Source organism: Mycobacterium sp. ITM-2016-00317 (assembly GCF_002968295.1).
In the GTDB taxonomy this organism is placed as follows: domain Bacteria; phylum Actinomycetota; class Actinomycetes; order Mycobacteriales; family Mycobacteriaceae; genus Mycobacterium.
The window spans coordinates 4,946,494-4,963,004 of the sequence record NZ_CP134399.1 but is presented as its reverse complement, the minus strand read 5'-3'; the positions used below and the strand labels follow the sequence as shown (position 1 = coordinate 4,963,004).

Sequence of the window (16,511 nt, the reverse complement as noted above, 5' to 3'; positions counted from 1 at the left end):
ATGGGAATGCTAGTCGCAGCTGGTATCGGCGGCGTTGGTCACGGTGAGATCCTCCGGCAGCGCGGTGGCCGGGGACTTGGTGCCGCGGATGACGCGCACCTGCACCGGCGATCCGCTGGGGGACGGCGCGTTGACCGCGTCGAAGTCGGTGCCCAGGACCACCTGCACGACGTCGCCCAGCCCGGTGGCGCGCTCGATGGCGGCGTCGCCGAACGCCGAGGCGACGGTGGCGGCGGCCTCCTCGTTGCCGGGGGAGAAGAACACGGTGGTGCGCGACAGCGGCCCCGGGTAGTCGTCGGGCGTCTCCACGTTGAAGCCGTGGGCCTCCAGTGCGGTGGACGTGCTGGCCCCCAGCCCCGCCGAGCCGGTCGAGTTCGACACCTGCACGGTGACGCTCTCGGGGTCGGTGGCGATGGCGTCGACGACCTGGCTGTCGTCGGACTGACCGGGCTGCGTCGCTGTCGAATTCGCCAGCGCCTCGGGGCCGGACACCGGGGTGTTGTCGGCGTTGCGTTCCTCGGGCAGCGGATCGTCGTTGATGATCGCGTCGAACAGCGCCCGCATGTCGTCGGTGCGCGGGATCTCGTTGCCCCACTCGTCGGCGTAGCCGACCGTCGGCACCGTGACGAACGTGATGCGCCCGGCGTTCACGCCCTGCACGGACTGGCCCAGGTCGACGAGGTCCTTGGTGTCGACGTTGTCGACGTAGCTGTCGCCGATGAACATGTTGACCACGTTGTTCAGCTTCGACAGCGAGAAGAAGGTCTCCTTGGAGATCAGCGAACGCAGCAGCGACGACAGGAACAGCTGCTGCCGCTTGATGCGCCCGTAGTCGCCGTTCGTCTCGGTGGTCACCTGGCGGGCACGCACGTAGTTCAGCGCGGTGTGGCCGTCGACCGTCTGGCGGCCGGCGGTGGCCAGCACGGTGCCCAGTTCGTAGTCCTCGATCGGGGTGGTGCTGCACACCTCCACACCGCCGAGTGCGTCGACCATCTTGGAGAAGCCGGCGAAGTCGACGGCCATGAACCGGTTCACGTGCAGGCCGGACAGCTTCTGGATGACCTTGACCAGGCACTTCGGCCCACCCACGGCGAACGCCGAGTTCAGCTTGTACTCGGTGTAGACCTTCTCCATGCCGTACATCGGCGATTCTTCGTCGTAGATCGTGCCGTACTCGCGGGTCTCGGGATTCCACGGCTCGCACTGCATCGGGTCGATCTCGAGGTCGCGGGGGAACGACACAGCGACCACGCGTTTGCGGTTGGCCGGGATGTTGACCAGCATCACGGTGTCCGACCGCGCGCCTGCGGCGTCGTCGGTGGATCCCGCACCCATCTCGCTGTTCGCGCCGATGCGGCTGTCGGTGCCGACGATCAGGAAGTTCTCGTCGCCGAACTGCGCGTTGGCGTCGAGGATGTCGCGGGAATCCGGGTCCAGCGCCGAGACCCTGTTGAGCAGGTTGTTCTTGGCGGACTGCCACTGCCACGCACCACCGGTCAGCACCAGGGCGAGGACCGCGACCAGCGCTGCGGCGACCCGGCCGGCGACAGCGACCCGGTGGGACGGACGCATCCGGGGCTTCGGGGACGTGTGCGCGGGGGCGGGGAAGGCGGCCAGATCCGGCAGTTCGGCGCGGCTCAGGTCGACGGCCGGAAGGACCGTGGTGTCCAGGTCGGCGGTGTCGGGGTAGAGCTCGGCCTCGGGTCCGGGCGCGGGGTGCGGCGTCTCGGCGGGCTCTGCTTCGTCGTCGGGTTCGGGCCGGGCGCGGCGCCGCCGGGGGATCGGGACGGACGGGGCGTCGCCGTGGATCTTGGCGATCAGGTCGGCGACGGTGATCGGCGCGGACTCCGTGTCCTGGGAGTCGGCGTCGGGGGGAGCGTCTGCTGCGCGCTCCCACGGCGCGGCGCCTGGCTTCGGGCGCCGCGATCGGGTAAGCCAGTCACTGTCGGACCGGTCGCCCGATCCGTCGTCGCCGGTACGTGCGCGGCCCGGAGTGGCAGCGGCATCTTCCATGTCGCCGTCGCTCATGTTCCTACCGGCCTCCCAGCGTCACGGCGTCATGAGGGCCGTGCGCGTCGTTGCGCACCGGCCGCAGACTGCCGAGTGCCTGTTCATTGTCTAGAGCATCGAGCCCGCCTCCGCCAGTGGAGACAGGCATTTGATCTCTCATCGTACTGAGACATCCTGAGAGACCTCCAGCCGAACCCTGGTGTCAGATGTGTCTCAGAACCGTCTCGATGCCCGGATCAGCCTCCCGAGTGCATGACGTCTGCGCCCGCGGGCACCGTGCAGTCGTCCGGATCGTCGAGCCAACCTTCGGGCAGGGTCACCGATGCGGCCGAGCCCTGCCGACCCCGCGGACCGTTCGCCGCCGGCGGGAACGGCACGTCGGGGTCGAGCTGATCGAGCAGCTCGTCGAGCTCGGAGGTCGTCTTGACCAATGCCAGCGACCTGCGCAGATCCGCGCCCGCGGGGAATCCGTGCAGGTACCACGCGACGTGCTTGCGGATGTCCCGCATCGCCTTGTCCTCTCCGAAGTGGGCGGACAGCAGCTCGCCGTGCCGGCGGATGATCTGCGCGACCTCCCCGAGGGTGGGCGGGGTGGCCGGGGTGGTGCCGTTGAACGCGGCGGACAACTCGGCGAACAGCCACGGCCTCCCCAGGCAGCCGCGGCCGATCACGACCCCGTCGCAGCCTGTCGCGACCATCATGGCCAGCGCGTCACGAGCGTCGAAGATATCGCCGTTGCCGAGCACCGGAACGCTGGTGACATGGGCCTTCAGCGCGGCGATCTGGTCCCAGTCGGCGCTGCCGGAGTAGCGCTGGGCGGCGGTGCGGGCGTGCAGCGCGACCGCCGCGGCGCCTTCCTCGGCGGCGATGCGTCCCGCGTCCAGATGCGTGTGGTGGGCGTCGTCGATCCCGATCCGGAACTTGACCGTCACCGGTATGTCGGTGCCTTCGGTGGCGCGGACGGCGGCCGCCACGATCTGGCCGAACAGCCGGCGCTTGTAGGGCAGCGCGGCGCCGCCGCCACGGCGGGTCACCTTGGGCACCGGGCAGCCGAAGTTCATGTCGATGTGGTCGGCGAGGTTCTCGTCGACGATCATCTTGGCCGCGGCATAGGTGTTTACCGGGTCGACGGTGTAGAGCTGCAGCGAGCGCGGCGATTCCTCCGGCGCGAACGTGGTCATGTGCATGGTGACCGGGTGGCGTTCCACCAACGCGCGCGCGGTGACCATCTCGCACACGTAGAGCCCGCTGACGGTGCCCGCGCGGCTGATCTCCAGTTCACGGCACAGCGTCCGGAACGCGACGTTGGTCACGCCGGCCATCGGCGCCAGCACGACCGGACTGTGCAACGCGATCGGCCCGATCCGCAGTGCGGATCGGGCCGGCCGGGTGTTGTCTGTTACGACGCTGATGATCCCACCAGCTGTGCCTTGGCCGCCTTCTTCTCGGCCATTTGCGCCAGCCGCGCCTCGCGACGCTGCTTGGCGACCTCGAACTTGTCGACGGTCGCCTGCAGCTCCTCGACCAGCAGGCCGAGGTCGTCGCGCATGCGCGCGCTCTCGCCGTTGAAGTCCTCGCGCTCGAAGATGCGCCACTTCTTCAGCACCGGCATCACGATGTCTTCGAGGTGGATCTTCGGGTCGTACACACCGCCGGAGGCGATGGTCACCGCGCGACGCCGGAAGTCGGGGATGGTGTACCCGGGCATCTTGAAGTTGCGCAGCACCTTGTGCAGGGACTTCATCGCCTGGTCTGGGGCGATCTCGAAGCCGGCCTCCGACACGTCGCGGTAGAAGATCATGTGCAGGTTCTCGTCGGCCGAGACGCGCTGCAGCAGCTGGTCGGCGATCGGGTCGTCGCACGCCTTACCGGTGTTGCGGTGCGAGACGCGGGTCGCGAGCTCCTGGAACGTCACGTAGATCACCGAGTCGAACAGGCTCTCGGCGAACAGTTCCATCCCGCCCTGCTGGTTCTGGCCCGGGCTGAAGCCGCGGGTCATCTGCTCGATGCGCAGCATCTCCAGCTCGACGGGGTCGACGTTGCGGGTGACCACGAGGTAGTCGCGCAGCGCGATGCCGTGCCGGTTCTCCTCCGCGGTCCAGCGGTTGACCCAGAAACCCCACGGGCCGTCCATGCTGAAGTTCATCGCGATCTCGCGGTGATACGAGGGCAGGTTGTCCTCGGTGAGCAGGTTGGTCAACATCGCGACCCGGGCGACCTCGGACAGCTTCGACTGCTCGATGTCCCAGTCCTGGCCGCCGAGGGCGTAGTAGTTCTTGCCGTCGGACCACGGGATGAAGTCGTGCGGGTTCCAGTCCTTCTTCATCCGCATGTGGCGGTTGACCAGAGGCTCGACTACGGGCTCGAGCTCTTTGAGCAGTTGCAGGTCGGTCAGGTCTTGCGACACGACACCTCCCAGTTATCTGTACCTAGTGGTTGCAGTCAATATATCTGTGTATCTCGGTGACATTCAAGTCGCCGCGCTGCGGTTGGCGCCGAGGTGAAGGGCTCGATTAGGTAACGGATCTGCTGAGCAGTAGCTCAGCGCAGTGATCGATGAACCGCTCCCGGGTCACATCCAGTCGGCCGTCCAGGTAGCCGGTGAACAACGCCGTGAGTGCCCCGATCAGGCCCGTCGCGACCATCGCCTGGGTGGTCGGATCACTGATCTGGGTGAGGTTGCGCTGCAGCAGGTCGATGAAGTTGGGCATCCACCGCGCCCCCGACCGGGCCAGTACCGGTTCGGCTTCGGGGGCCAACAGCAGCACTCGGCCGCGGGCCGGGTCGTCGATCATCAACGCCACGAACCGTTCCACCGCGTCGCGCATGCTCTCGGACTTCATCAGTGCGGCCATCGCGGCGGTGCAGACGTCGTCGTAGACGGCAGCGACGTACTCGTCGCGATCGGAGAAGCTCTCGTAGAAGTAGCGCTCGGTGAGACCGGCGGCTTTGCAGACTGCGCGCACGGTCAGGTGCGGCCCCTCGGGGCGGCCCAGCAGAGCGACGCCCGCGGCGATCAGTTCGTCGCGGCGAAGCGCCTGACGGTCCTGCAGCGGAACGCCCGACCACCTACCGCGTCGTTGACCCGACGCCACGGTCCTCCTAAGCTTTGTTACTGACAACGCATGTAGTCAGAATATCGTGCGGCACAACTTCACCAGGGAAGAGCACCAGTGACTCAAGATACTTCCGCGGCGGGCCCTGTCACCAGCGATGAATCCGCACCGGATGCAGTGCCCCTGGCCGCCGGCTGTCCGGTCAGCTCGGGTGGCTACGACTCCGCGCCGGCGCCGCTCGGCCCCGATTCGCTGACCTGGAAGTACTTCGGCCAGTGGACGGGCCTGTTCCAGGGCACCTGGGCCGGGTCGATGCAGAACATGCATCCGCAGCTCGGGGCGGCGGTCAAGGATCACTCCATCTTCTTCATGGAGCGCATCCCGCGACTGCTGCGGTCGATCTACCCGATCGGCGGGGTGGTGTTCGACGCCGACCGGGCCCCGAAGACCGGCGCCCAAGTGCGGGACTACCACATCGGCCTCAACGGGGTCGACGAGCAAGGCCGGCGGTACAGCGCGCTGAACCCGGAGGTCTTCTACTGGGCGCACGCGACGTTCTTCAAGTCCACGCTGCTGGCCGCCGAGAAGTTCGGCGGCGGGATCAGTGAGGCCGACAAACGCCAACTGTTCGACGAGCACATCACCTGGTACCGGATGTACGGGATGAGCATGCGGCCGGTGCCCAAGACCTGGGAGGAGTTCCAGGAGTACTGGGACCACATGTGCACCGAGGTCCTGGAGAACAACTGGGCGGCCCGCGAGGTGATGGATCTGTCGACGATGCCCAAACATCCGTCGCTGGAATGGGTTCCGGATCCGCTGTGGAAGCTGAACCTCATGGTGATGCAGCGCTTCCTGACCTTCATGACCGTCGCGCTCTACGACCCGCCGGTGCGAGAGCTGATGGGCTACACCTGGTCGCCGCGCCAGGAGTTCCTGCACCGGCGGTTCTGCGACGTGGTGACGCTGGCGACGAAGGTGCTGCCCAAGCGGTGGCTCATGCACCCGCGCAAGCGCTCCGCGATGGACCGCGCCTACGGACGGCTGCCCGCGGACGCGCCGCTGGTCGAGACGCCGGCCCGCAACCTGCCGCCGGTCGAATATCGCGACAACCCGCACTACTACAGCCCGAAGGTCTGACTGCGCGCCGGGCATGCCGACAAATGATCTTGATCGTACGATTCGGCTAACCCGATGTCGCCAGAGAAGAGGTCGCCGACGTGCCGTGGGAGATCTACGCAGCAATCGTGCTGGTGCTTCTCGGCGCTTTCGGGCTCGTGTCGCGAGCGACGGCATCGGAGGAGACGGGCCATATCCGCGGGACCCGCATCGCCGCCGGCGCGGCAGCACTGACGGTCCTGGTGCTGATCCTCGGGTCGACGACGATGGTGTCGACGCGCAACATCGGCGTGGTCACCACCCTCGGGCGGCCGAGCGGCACCCTGAGCAACGGCCTGCACCTGAAGGCGCCCTGGGAGTCGGTGACCGAGATGGACGGCGCCATCCAGATCGACAACCACACCGGCGAGTACGCCACCATGGTCCGGCTCGGCAACAACTCGACCGCGTATGTGGACAACAGCGTCCGGTGGCGGATCCGGGCGGCCGCCGCCGACGAGCTGTTCCTCGACTACCGGGACTTCGACAACGTCCGCGAGAACCTCGTCACCCGGGAGTTGCGGGCCGCCCTGAACGAGGTGTTCGCCGACTTCGACCCGCTGGCGCCGGAGAACGTCGAGGGCACCGACGTCCAGGCGCTGGGTGACCATGTCGCCGACAACCTCCGCGCCAAGGTCGGCGACCAGGTCGACATCATCAACGTCATCATTCCGCTGGTCAGCTACGACGAAGCCACCCAGGGCCGCATCAACGCGCTCAACGCCGAGCGGGCCAACACGCGCGTCGCCGAACAGCGGGCCAAGACCGCCGAGGCCGAGGCGCGGGCCAACGAGATCCTGGCCGGTTCGGTCTCGGACAGCCCGAACGTGCTGGTCAGCAAATGCCTCGACGCGGCGAGGGAAGCTTCGCTCAGCCCACTGGGCTGCTGGCCGAACACATCAGTGGTGCCGACGGTGCCTGCGCGGTAGCGCCGTACGCCCCGCCCTCGGCCCGCAGCACAGCCTCTGCGCTCTGGCGCCCGTGCCCCGACCGCAGCAGGACGGTCAGCAGCACGCGGGCCTTCACCGCGGGCAGTTCCCCTGACGGAATGCACCCCCGCTCAAGCAGATCCAGTTCGGCGCCGGGGGAGCCGTAGGTGCGTTCGAGCACAGCGCCCGCCCGGGTGCGCGAGGCGTAGATCACCGGGATCTCCTGCGCGGCGTCACCGAGTACCCGGGCAGCGGCACCGCTGACGTGTCCGCCGCCCAGGCCTTCGACCACCAGGCCGCGGTAGCCGGCCCGCTGGACAGCGCTGTACAGATGGGTGTCCTGATCGAGGGCCGCGGTCAGCAGCGCGACCCTGACGTCACCTCCGGCATCGGTGTCGAGAAGCGGGGGCACGACCGGCGGTGGGTCGCGGCGCAGGAAGGTCGGTCGGCCCTCGTACAGCACGCCGAGGACGCCCCGGTCGCCGGAACCGAACGCGTCGACGCGCTGGGTGTGGGTTTTCTGCACCCATTTCGCGGAGTGGATCTCGTTGTTCATCACCACCACGGCCCCGGCGCTCGCGTGCGCGAGCTCGGGACTGAGGGCCGTGGTGATCGCCGCGGACAGGTTCGCGGCGGCGTCGGAACCCGGGACGGTCGGTGCGCGCATCGCGGCGGTGAACACCACCGGGCGGTCCAGCGGGCGCAACAGGCTCAGCGCGTAGGAGGTCTCCTCGAGCGTGTCGGTGCCCTGGGTGACGACGACGGCGTCCGCGCCTTCGGCTGTCTGCCTGCGGACCTCGTGACCGAGGCGGGCGATCTCGTCGAACGTGATCTCGGAGGAGTCGGTCAGACTCCACCGCACGGGGCGGATGTCCACCCCGGCCACGGACACCATGTCGCCGGCATCGGTGCGCGGCACCAGGCCGGTCCCGGTGTCACCGGGTGCACAAGAGATGGTGCCGCCCATCGAGATCACGGCGACCGTCGGAACGCGCATCAGCCGACCTGCGGCAGGGACCGCGACCCCTCGGTCAGCACCTCGCAGCCGTCGTCGGTGACCACGACGGTTTCACTGATCGCGGCACCGGCGGCGAAGAGGAGCATATGGAAGACCATGCCGGCCTCGAGCTTACGGGGGGTGCGATGGTCGATGTCCAGCGCGAAATCGCCGGAGGTCGGGTGGAACTGAAGTCCGAGGCCGTAACCGACGCGGTTCTCGTAGCGGTCGATGAGCCCGGCGTCCAGCACCGGACGGCGGCACAACTCCGCGATGTGCGCCGCGGGGACTCCTGGCGCCATCGCCGAGATGGCGGAATCCTGGGCAGCGCAGAGGATGTCGTGAGCGCGTAGCAGGTCGGCATCGGCGCGGCCCAATACGGCCGAGCGCATCTGCTTTGCCCAGTACTGCCGATAGATCCCGGGCAGCTCGAGGCGCAGCCGGTCACCGGCCTCCAGCGTGCGGCCGGTCTGCTGCCCGTGCAGCTGGATGGTGCGCCAGCCGCTGCAGATGGTGCCGCCGACGCCCCCGAAGAACGAGTCGTGACGGTGCGCGGCCTGCGCCTGCGCGACGGCGGCCGCGACGTCGAGTTCGGTGGCGCCGACCTGCGCCGCCCGCAGTCCCGCGGTGACCGCCGCGGACGCGATCCGGCCCGCGGTGCGGATGTAGGAGATCTCCTGCTCGGATTTGATCTGGCGCAGGTCCTCGACGATGTCGTGATGGCTGAGCAGCTCCCGGCCGGCGAGCAGCGAGGCCAAGCGGCGATACCTGTTCACCGTCAGGAACGCCGAGTTGAGTTCGACACCGATCCGGCCGCCGGTCGCGGTCACCTCGGCGACCACAGCCGCGGCCAGGGCTTCGGCATCTTCGCCGTCGAAGTATCCGCGCCGGTCCGACACCCATGAGAGTTCCTGCGCCACAGGATCTTCCAATGATCTCTCGACGAGAATCGGTTCTCCCTCGGCCGGGATGACCAGCGAGTGGTAAGCGAAGAACCCGTCATGCCAGAAGCCACTCAACCAGGCGATGTTCTCCGGCTGGTGCAGCAGCAGCGCGTCGAGGCCGCGTCGCTCCATCTCGGCCTGGGTGCGGAGCAGCCGGGCCCGGTACTCCTCGACGGAGAAGTGCAGCTGCTGGGGAATGCGGGTCACGGAATCGTGTTTCCTTTCGCGGTGTGACGGATCGGTGCGGCGCCCACCATGGCCGTGATGGCCCGTCCGGTGGCGGGTGCAAGCGTCATCCCCAACGTGCCGTGGCCGGAGGCGACGAACAGCCCGGGCGCGGACCCGACCGGTCCGACGATCGGCACGCTGTCGGGCGTGCACGGGCGCGCGCCGCTCCAGACGTCGAGGTGGGAGATATCGAGGTCCCGCAGGGCGGGCAGGGTGGCGGACGCTGCGCTCAGCACGGCCTGCATCCTGCCGCGCGCGGTGCCGGCGTCGGGGCGGACCAGGTCGAAGGTGCCCGAGATGCGGACCTCGCCGCTGGCGAACGGGGTGCAGGCGATCCGGTCTTCGGCGATCTTGACCGGTCCGCGGAGCTCGAGCACGGGAGGCAGGGTGATGCTGCACCCACGTCCGGATTGCAACGCCAGCCGAACCCCGCACGTGCGGGCCAGCGCGGCGGAGTGTTCCCCGGCGGCGAGTATCACGGCATCACCGGAAAGTGCGCGCCGAGAGGTCGTCACGCGCCACTCGCCAGCCGAGCGCTCGACCGAGGCGGCGGCCTCGTGTTCGGCGACGTCGCCGCCGAGTCCCGTGAACGCCTCGAACAGCGCCCCGGTCATGGCGTCGGGCCGCACGCTCACCTCGTCGGGCAGGTAGACCCCGCCGATGACATCGGAGGCCAGCTCGGGTTCCCGCGCGGCGGTGTCGGCGGCGCTCAGTTCTTCTGCGCGGCCGCGGTATCCGGCCGCCACCACCTCGGCGTGGGTGGCGAGATAGGCGTCCAGTGCGGTCTGCGAGCGGAACGGGAGGAGCAGACCGGTGCGATGTGTCTCGAAGCCGAGTTCGTCCGCGAGTGCGGTGACGTCGGCGGTGGCGCCGGAGGCCATCGCGGTCAACGCCTGCAGCGAGGCCCGGCTGCGGTCGGCCCTGCTGTTGCGCAGGAAAGCCAGGCCCCAGCGCGCCAACGACCATGTCGGAAGTTGACGTAACGCAATGGGGCCGTCCGGGTTTCGCATCGCGCGCAGTGCCTGGGGCACGGCCCCCGGGGCGTTGAACGGCGCCACGAGTGACGGCACGATCCAGCCCGCGTTGCCCCAGGAAGCTCCGCGGCCGCACGTGCCCCGTTCGATCAGGGTGACGCGGTGACCCGCTTGAGCCAGGTGGTAGGCGCTGCTGAGGCCGATGACGCCACCCCCGATCACAAGGACACGCAGGCGTGCGATGTCAGCCGCCAACGTCGGTCCCGTCTGCGGCGGCGAGGCGGGCGATGACATCGACCAGGGAGTCACCCTTGGCGCGGCCGGGTGGGGTGCCGTCGTGGCTGCGCAACAGCTCCGACAGCCGCAGTTTCGCGTTGGCCAGGCTCTGCGTCATGAGCTCATGCGCGCCTGGGCCGTCCCGCATTTCGGCGAGCTCGACGAACCGTGCGTCTTCACGGGCGATGTAGGCGCCGGCGTCGTCCTGGGCGGTGGTGGTGAACAGCAGTTTGTAGGGCCGCACGCGGGCCCAGGTCGACTTGATCACTCTGGTCAGTTGTCTGTTGGCGACGGCGCCGTGGATGAGGAGCAGCAACTGCTCGTCCAGATCGAGGACCGTGATCAGGTCGCCGTCGTCCACAGCCTCCTGCAGGGCGGTCATGGTGGACCGCAACCGGGCCGACCGCTCGGGTGTCATGCGTTCGACCCCGGCCTGCAGCGAGGGGGGCTCGAGGATCTGGCGCAGGTCGTAGTAGTCGTGCAGGTCGTCCAGCGACAGCTGCGACACCACCGCGCCTTTGCGCGGTTCCTGGGTGACCAGGCCTGCCTCCTCCAGCCGGATCAACGCCTCACGAACGGGCATGGTGCTCAAGCCCATTCCGAGCGCGACGTCGCGCACCTGTAGTCGCTGTCCGGGCGGCAGCGATCCCGCCAGGATCCAGGACCGGAGCTGCTCGAACGCGGCCTGAGGCGGGCTGAGACGGAACGTGTCGGTCATTCGGAGTGCCCCTCCTCGTCGGGTGCGTCTGGGGTCGGCGCGTGCGGTCCGGCATGGACCGGCGGCGTCCACCGTGCCCAGCCGATCTCCGATTCCAGCATGGCGGCCAGCGACAGCAGCGCCGGTTCCTGATGGCTGCCCGCTGCGATCTGCACGCCGACCGGGAGACCATCGGAGAGACCGGCGGGCACGGAGATCGCCGGCTGGCCGGTCGCGTTGAAGATGGCTACGGCAGGTTCCATCATGCCGACGCTGCTGCGGTAGTAGGAGTCGAGGTCCATGTCGGGGGAGAACACTCCGATCGGCGGGGGCGGTGACGGCAGGGTCGGGGTCAACAGCATGTCGTACTCGTCGAAGAACGCAGCGAAAGTCCCTACGGCACCGTCGATCTTCGATATCGCATCCAAGATGCCGGTGCGGGTGAGGCGCTGTGCGCGCACCACCAGATCCCAGGTCAGGCCTTCGATGCCGGCGGGCCGGCGCGCCGCGCCGGAGAGGTCACACCATGCCCGGACGGTGTCGAGCGTGCCCAGTGCCCACACATCCTTCATCGCTTCGAACAGTGGGGGCCAATCCACCTGGGGCGCCGCCTCTTCGACGCTGTGGCCCAGATCCCCGCAGATTCGGGCCGTGTGCCACGTCGCGGCGGCCATCGCCGGATCCACGTCAGGCAGCCAGGACGCCTGGGTGGCAACGGCGATCTTGCGCTTGCGGTGACCGGTGGGCAGTCCCGGCGACCCGGCGGAGGAATGCCGGAATGACGACAATGCTCTCGCCGCATCCCGCACCGACCGGGTGATGACGAACTCTGTGTGGAAATCGACCTGAACGGAATCTGTTGTTCCCGTGGGTATCACACCTCTCGTCGGCTTCAGGCCGACGAGGCCGCAACATGCGGCCGGGATGCGGATCGAGCCCCCGCTGTCGGTGGCGTGTGCCATCGGCACGATGCCTGCCGCCACCGCCGCGGCCGCGCCGCCGCTGGATCCGCCCGCGGTGCGAGACAGGTCCCAGGGGTTGCGCGTCGGCCCGAACCGCGCAGACTCGACCGTGGCCGTCACCGCGAATTCGCATGTCGCCGAACGCCCTATCGATATCAGGCCGGCTCGGCCGAAGCGGCGCGCCAGTGGCGACTCGGTGGCGGTCAGCCGGTCGTCGACGGCCCGGCTCCCCATCCACTGCCGACGGCCCTTTTCGTGGGCGCCGAAGTCCTTCGTCAGGAACGGCACTCCCGCGAAGACCGCCGCGGGATCCACCGCTTGCGGGATCCGTGGATCCTCGTAGACCTCGACGACCGCGTTGAGCTCGGCGTTGACCGACTGACAGGCCCGCTGCGCCGACTCGACGAGTTCGGCTGCGGTGACCTCACCGGCGGTGACCAACCCGGCCAGCGCGGTGGCGTCGAACGAGGAGTACTCACTCACCTGCACTGCAGGACACCGATCATCGCTGTGCGACCTCGTCGGCGGCGATCTTCGCCGGCGCGGTTTCACGCATCGTGACCAGGCCGAAGAGTGCGATGACACAGATCGCGATCAGCACGAAACTGGGAGCGACGGGGCTTCCGGTGGTGCTGATCAGCCACGTCGCCAGGAACGGGGTGCCGCCGGCGAACAGACCGATACCGAGGGTGAACGGAATGGCGAAGCCGCTGAAGCGGATCTCGGTGGGCATGCCTTCGACGAAGGCGGTGGCGAAGGTCCCGTCGTTGAGGCTGAACATCGCGACGAACAGCAGTTGCACGGCCAGTGCCGCGCCGAAGCCCGCCGCGCCGAGAAGCAGGAACGCCGGGTAGCTGACGAGGATGAACAGTGCGGCGTTGGCGATGAGTACCGGTTTGCGTCCGATCCGATCCGACAGCGCGGCGGCACCGAACAACAAAGGCAGGTAGAGCACCAGTGCGATGGTGGCGATCAGGTTGGACTGGGTGGCCGACAACGCGACCTCCTCCTGGAAGTACGTCACCATGTACGACAACACCAGGTAGTAGCCGCCGGCGTTGACCGCCATGATGCAGAGCATCCGTACCACGCTCCGCCAGTGGTGCCGGAAGACCTGCGCCACCGGGGATTCGGCGATCCTGTCGTCGGACTGCAGCGCCAGAAACGCCGGCGACTCGTCGAGGTTGGACCGGATGTACCAGCCGATCAGGCACAGCGGGCCGGCGATCAGGAACGGGATACGCCAGCCCCAGTCCTGCATCGCCGCGTCGCCGAGAATCGAGAACATCGCAGTGATGAGCAGCGAGGCCACCAGGAAACCGGACGCGGCGCCGATCGGCACCACGCTGATGTAGCGGGCCCGCTTGGCTGCGGGAGCGAACTCCCCGATGAACACGGCCGCGCCGGAGTATTCGCCCGACGCGCAGAACCCTTGGAGCAGGCGCGCGACCAGGAGAAGCAGAGCCGCCGTCCACCCGATCGACTCGTAGGTGGGGAGCAAGCCGATCAGCGAGGTGATGGAGCCCATCCCGAGGATCGTGATGGCGAGAACCTTCTTGCGGCCGATCTTGTCGCCGTAATGGCCCCAGAACATGCCGCCGAGGGGATACATCAGGAAGGACACCCCGAAGATCGCGAAGGTCTGCAGGATCGCCACCGACGGGTTGTCCGTCGGGAAGAAGACCGCCGCCAGGGTGACCGCCATGAAGGCGTACACGGCGTCGCCGAAGTACTCGACGAACGTCCCGACGCCTGCGCCGGCGACCACGTGCCGGGCCGACCGGTCGTCAACGGGTGCGGGAAGCGTGGGGGTGTCGGTCATGCACGGTGCCTTCCGTCGCTACGGGATACCAGTGTGATCACTAACCGCCAATTTGTGATCACATCTTGACGAGATTTGATCACAGAACCTGCGATGGCGCGCGGCGATCCGCGGATCTGCGCGGTGACCTGCGCCGGACCGCGTCGCAGGTTTGCCGCGGACGAAGACCGGCTAGCTTCAGAGGCATGCAGGCGCCGGAGGTCATTGGCGGTCGTTACGAACTCGGCGGTGTGCTGGGCCGTGGCGGCATGGCCGAGGTGCGTGAGGCGTGGGACAAACGACTGGGCCGCCCGGTCGCGGTGAAACTGCTTCACCCGGCGGTCGGTGCGCAGCCCGACACCCGGCGCCGGTTCGCCACGGAGGCGCGCGCGGCCGCGGCGCTGAACCATCCGCACGTCGTCGAGGTACACGACACCGGTGTGCACGACGGCCGGCACTACATCGTGCTGGAACGCCTGCCTGGGCAGAGCCTGGCGGACGTGTTGTCGCGCCAGGGGCCGTTGCCCGCCGACCAGGTGCGCTCGATCATGCAGGACGTGCTGTCGGCGTTGAGCGCAGCGCATGCCCGTGGCGTGCTGCACCGTGACGTCAAACCCGCGAACATCCTGTTCACCCAGTTCGGCCGCGTGAAGCTCGCCGACTTCGGGGTGGCCAAGAGTGCCGACAGTCCGCAGACGCTGACCAATCGGGTCTTCGGGACGATGGCGTATCTGCCCGCGGATCGCATCGCCGGGCGGCCTGCGACGCCGAGCGACGACCTGTACGCGCTCGGCGTGGTGGCCTACGAGGCGCTGACGGCCCGGCGCGCCTATCCGCAGGCCAACCTCGCGGCGCTGGCCGACGCGATCGCGGTCGGCCACCTGCCGCCGCTGAGCGCGCTGCGGCCCGACGTCGACCCCGCGCTGGCGACGACGATCGAGCGGTCGATGTCGCGCGACCCGCGGTGGCGGTTCGCCACCGCCGACCAGATGTTGGCCTCCCTGAATTCTCCGGCGCAACCGCCCCGACGCGCCGGGGGACTGCTCGCGGCCACCGCGTTCACGGTGATTCTGGTGCTGGCGGCACTGCTGGTCGTCGTGTGACCACATTGCGCGGTTGACCAGCAGATATACACTTGCTCACCGAGTGATTCCGGTCAGGTAACGATCTGCGAGCCGCATTCAGTTTTCGTCAACGGTGCGGTATGTTGCGAGATTTTTCGCTATCTTGCTGAGCGTGGGTCGGCACTCGATCGCCAAGAAAAGGCGCAACCCCTCGGCATACGTGGTGTCCGCGCTTGCCCCTGCCGCGGTGTTCCTCGCCGTGAAGGGAGATACCGGCCCCGTTCCCGTCCCCGTCGAGGAGAAGCCTGTCGCCGCCCCGGCGCCGCCCGTCGAGGATCTGGCGCCGCCCTGCTGTGTGGAGATCGTCGCGGCCCCCGCGTCGGGCCACGTCCCGGAGCGGCTGACCGACGACGGCTCCGTCGAGTCGGCCTCGCTGGTGTCGGCGTCCCGCTGGCGCGTGGTGAGCCGCACCCTGCCCGCCGGAGTGGCCCCCGAAAGGGGGCTGCAGGTGCGCACCATCCTGACCGCCCGCAGCCTCAGCGAGGTCTTCCCGGAGATCAACAGCATCGGCGGTGTACGACAGGATTCGCTGCGCTGGCACCCCAACGGCCTGGCGCTGGATGTGATGATCCCGAACCCGTCCTCGGACGCCGGCATCTCGCTGGGGAACCAGATCGTCGCGTACGTGCTGGCGAACGCCGAGCGCTTCGGCATCCAGGACGCGATCTGGCGGGGCGTGTACTACACGCCGGGCGGCGCACAGGCCGGCGGCTACGGACATTACGACCACGTCCACGTGACGACCACCGGCGGCGGATACCCCGACGGCGACGAGGTCTACTTCCGCTGACGCGGAGCTCACATCGCGCCGAAGCCGGCTGCGCCGCCATTCCTGCGTGGTGCCCCCACCAGGGCTCGAACCTGGGACCTGCGGATTAAAAGTCCGTAGCTCTACCAACTGAGCTATAGGGGCGTCGGTCACGGGTGTGTGACCCCGAAAAGGATACGACACCCAGCCCGTTTGAGGATTTGGGTGTCCGTACCCTAAGCTATCGAAGCTCCCAACGAACGAGCGTTGTGAGTACCCCGGAGGAATTCGGAATAGGCCCCCATCGTCTAGTGGCCTAGGACGCCGCCCTTTCACGGCGGTAGCACGGGTTCGAATCCCGTTGGGGGTACACGCAACGACCACTTCGGTGGGAGGAGCAACACAGTAAGGCCCTGTGGCGCAGTTGGTTAGCGCGCCGCCCTGTCACGGCGGAGGTCGCGGGTTCGAGTCCCGTCAGGGTCGCCATTACGGCGAGGCACTTGCCATGCAAGTGATCGTGCCGTCCGGCCAGGTAGCTCAGTTGGTACGAGCGTCCGCCTGAAAAGCGGAAGGTCGCCGGTTCGATCCCGGCCCTGGCCACCGAGAC

The 16,511-nt window shown here is 68.3% G+C and carries 14 protein-coding genes and 4 tRNA genes; 7 read left to right on the top strand and 11 right to left on the bottom strand.

Annotated features, from left to right (window positions below):
• Window positions 1-9: 9 nt before the first annotated feature.
• From C6A87_RS23755 to C6A87_RS23740, 4 genes are all read right to left on the bottom strand, one after another.
• Complete coding sequence (locus tag C6A87_RS23755; RefSeq protein ID WP_311114483.1) at window positions 10-2,028, bottom strand: LCP family protein; 2,019 nt, start codon at window positions 2,026-2,028, stop codon at window positions 10-12.
• Between the two features lie 218 nt (window positions 2,029-2,246).
• Window positions 2,247-3,332, bottom strand: coding sequence for a tRNA dihydrouridine synthase DusB (gene dusB / locus C6A87_RS23750; protein ID WP_396837115.1), 1,086 nt, complete (start codon window positions 3,330-3,332; stop codon window positions 2,247-2,249).
• A gap of 77 nt (window positions 3,333-3,409) precedes the next feature.
• A complete protein-coding gene (locus C6A87_RS23745) occupies window positions 3,410-4,417 on the bottom strand; it encodes an acyl-ACP desaturase (RefSeq protein ID WP_311114482.1) in 1,008 nt (335 codons plus the stop codon).
• A 106-nt stretch (window positions 4,418-4,523) separates the two neighbouring features.
• Window positions 4,524-5,105, bottom strand: coding sequence for a TetR/AcrR family transcriptional regulator (locus C6A87_RS23740; RefSeq protein ID WP_311114481.1), 582 nt, complete (start codon window positions 5,103-5,105; stop codon window positions 4,524-4,526).
• A gap of 78 nt (window positions 5,106-5,183) precedes the next feature.
• Between C6A87_RS23740 and C6A87_RS23735 the strand changes: the two genes are divergently transcribed.
• Together C6A87_RS23735 and C6A87_RS23730 are read left to right on the top strand one after the other, a co-directional pair.
• On the top strand, window positions 5,184-6,206 hold the full coding sequence (locus C6A87_RS23735; RefSeq protein WP_311114480.1) for an oxygenase MpaB family protein: 1,023 nt from the start codon (window positions 5,184-5,186) through the stop codon (window positions 6,204-6,206).
• A gap of 80 nt (window positions 6,207-6,286) precedes the next feature.
• Window positions 6,287-7,153: an SPFH domain-containing protein gene (locus tag C6A87_RS23730; RefSeq protein ID WP_311114479.1), complete on the top strand. Its 867-nt coding sequence runs from the start codon at window positions 6,287-6,289 to the stop codon at window positions 7,151-7,153.
• Here the strand turns inward: C6A87_RS23730 and C6A87_RS23725 are convergent.
• Genes C6A87_RS23725 through C6A87_RS23700 form a run of 6 tightly spaced genes read right to left on the bottom strand, consistent with a single transcriptional unit; the run spans window position 7,095 to window position 14,053 of the window.
• Entirely contained in the window at window positions 7,095-8,150 is a 1,056-nt protein-coding gene (locus C6A87_RS23725; protein WP_311114478.1) for an asparaginase, read from the bottom strand. The genes C6A87_RS23730 and C6A87_RS23725 overlap by 59 nt on opposite strands.
• Window positions 8,150-9,301, bottom strand: a complete 1,152-nt coding sequence (locus tag C6A87_RS23720; RefSeq protein WP_311114477.1) for a Xaa-Pro peptidase family protein — start codon at window positions 9,299-9,301, stop codon at window positions 8,150-8,152. Before C6A87_RS23720 ends, C6A87_RS23725 begins: the two co-directional genes overlap by 1 nt.
• On the bottom strand, window positions 9,298-10,590 hold the full coding sequence (locus tag C6A87_RS23715; RefSeq protein ID WP_311114476.1) for an FAD-dependent oxidoreductase: 1,293 nt from the start codon (window positions 10,588-10,590) through the stop codon (window positions 9,298-9,300). Before C6A87_RS23715 ends, C6A87_RS23720 begins: the two co-directional genes overlap by 4 nt.
• Window positions 10,541-11,290: a GntR family transcriptional regulator gene (locus tag C6A87_RS23710; RefSeq protein ID WP_311114475.1), complete on the bottom strand. Its 750-nt coding sequence runs from the start codon at window positions 11,288-11,290 to the stop codon at window positions 10,541-10,543. Before C6A87_RS23710 ends, C6A87_RS23715 begins: the two co-directional genes overlap by 50 nt.
• Window positions 11,287-12,714: an amidase family protein gene (locus C6A87_RS23705; protein WP_311114474.1), complete on the bottom strand. Its 1,428-nt coding sequence runs from the start codon at window positions 12,712-12,714 to the stop codon at window positions 11,287-11,289. Before C6A87_RS23705 ends, C6A87_RS23710 begins: the two co-directional genes overlap by 4 nt.
• A 19-nt stretch (window positions 12,715-12,733) precedes the next feature.
• Window positions 12,734-14,053, bottom strand: a complete 1,320-nt coding sequence (locus C6A87_RS23700) for an MFS transporter (RefSeq protein ID WP_311114473.1) — start codon at window positions 14,051-14,053, stop codon at window positions 12,734-12,736.
• Between the two features lie 185 nt (window positions 14,054-14,238).
• Between C6A87_RS23700 and C6A87_RS23695 the strand changes: the two genes are divergently transcribed.
• Window positions 14,239-15,135, top strand: a complete 897-nt coding sequence (locus tag C6A87_RS23695) for a serine/threonine-protein kinase (protein ID WP_311114472.1) — start codon at window positions 14,239-14,241, stop codon at window positions 15,133-15,135.
• Between the two features lie 133 nt (window positions 15,136-15,268).
• Window positions 15,269-15,946, top strand: coding sequence for a hypothetical protein (locus C6A87_RS23690; RefSeq protein ID WP_311114471.1), 678 nt, complete (start codon window positions 15,269-15,271; stop codon window positions 15,944-15,946).
• 47 nt (window positions 15,947-15,993) lie between these two features.
• Here C6A87_RS23690 and C6A87_RS23685 read toward each other — a convergent pair.
• Window positions 15,994-16,069, bottom strand: a tRNA-Lys gene (locus C6A87_RS23685).
• A gap of 132 nt (window positions 16,070-16,201) precedes the next feature.
• Between C6A87_RS23685 and C6A87_RS23680 the strand changes: the two genes are divergently transcribed.
• From C6A87_RS23680 to C6A87_RS23670, 3 genes are all read left to right on the top strand, one after another.
• Window positions 16,202-16,274: transfer RNA gene (locus C6A87_RS23680), tRNA-Glu, on the top strand.
• Between the two features lie 39 nt (window positions 16,275-16,313).
• Window positions 16,314-16,390 (top strand) — tRNA-Asp (locus tag C6A87_RS23675).
• Between the two features lie 40 nt (window positions 16,391-16,430).
• A tRNA-Phe gene (locus C6A87_RS23670) sits at window positions 16,431-16,504 on the top strand.
• Window positions 16,505-16,511: the final 7 nt, after the last annotated feature.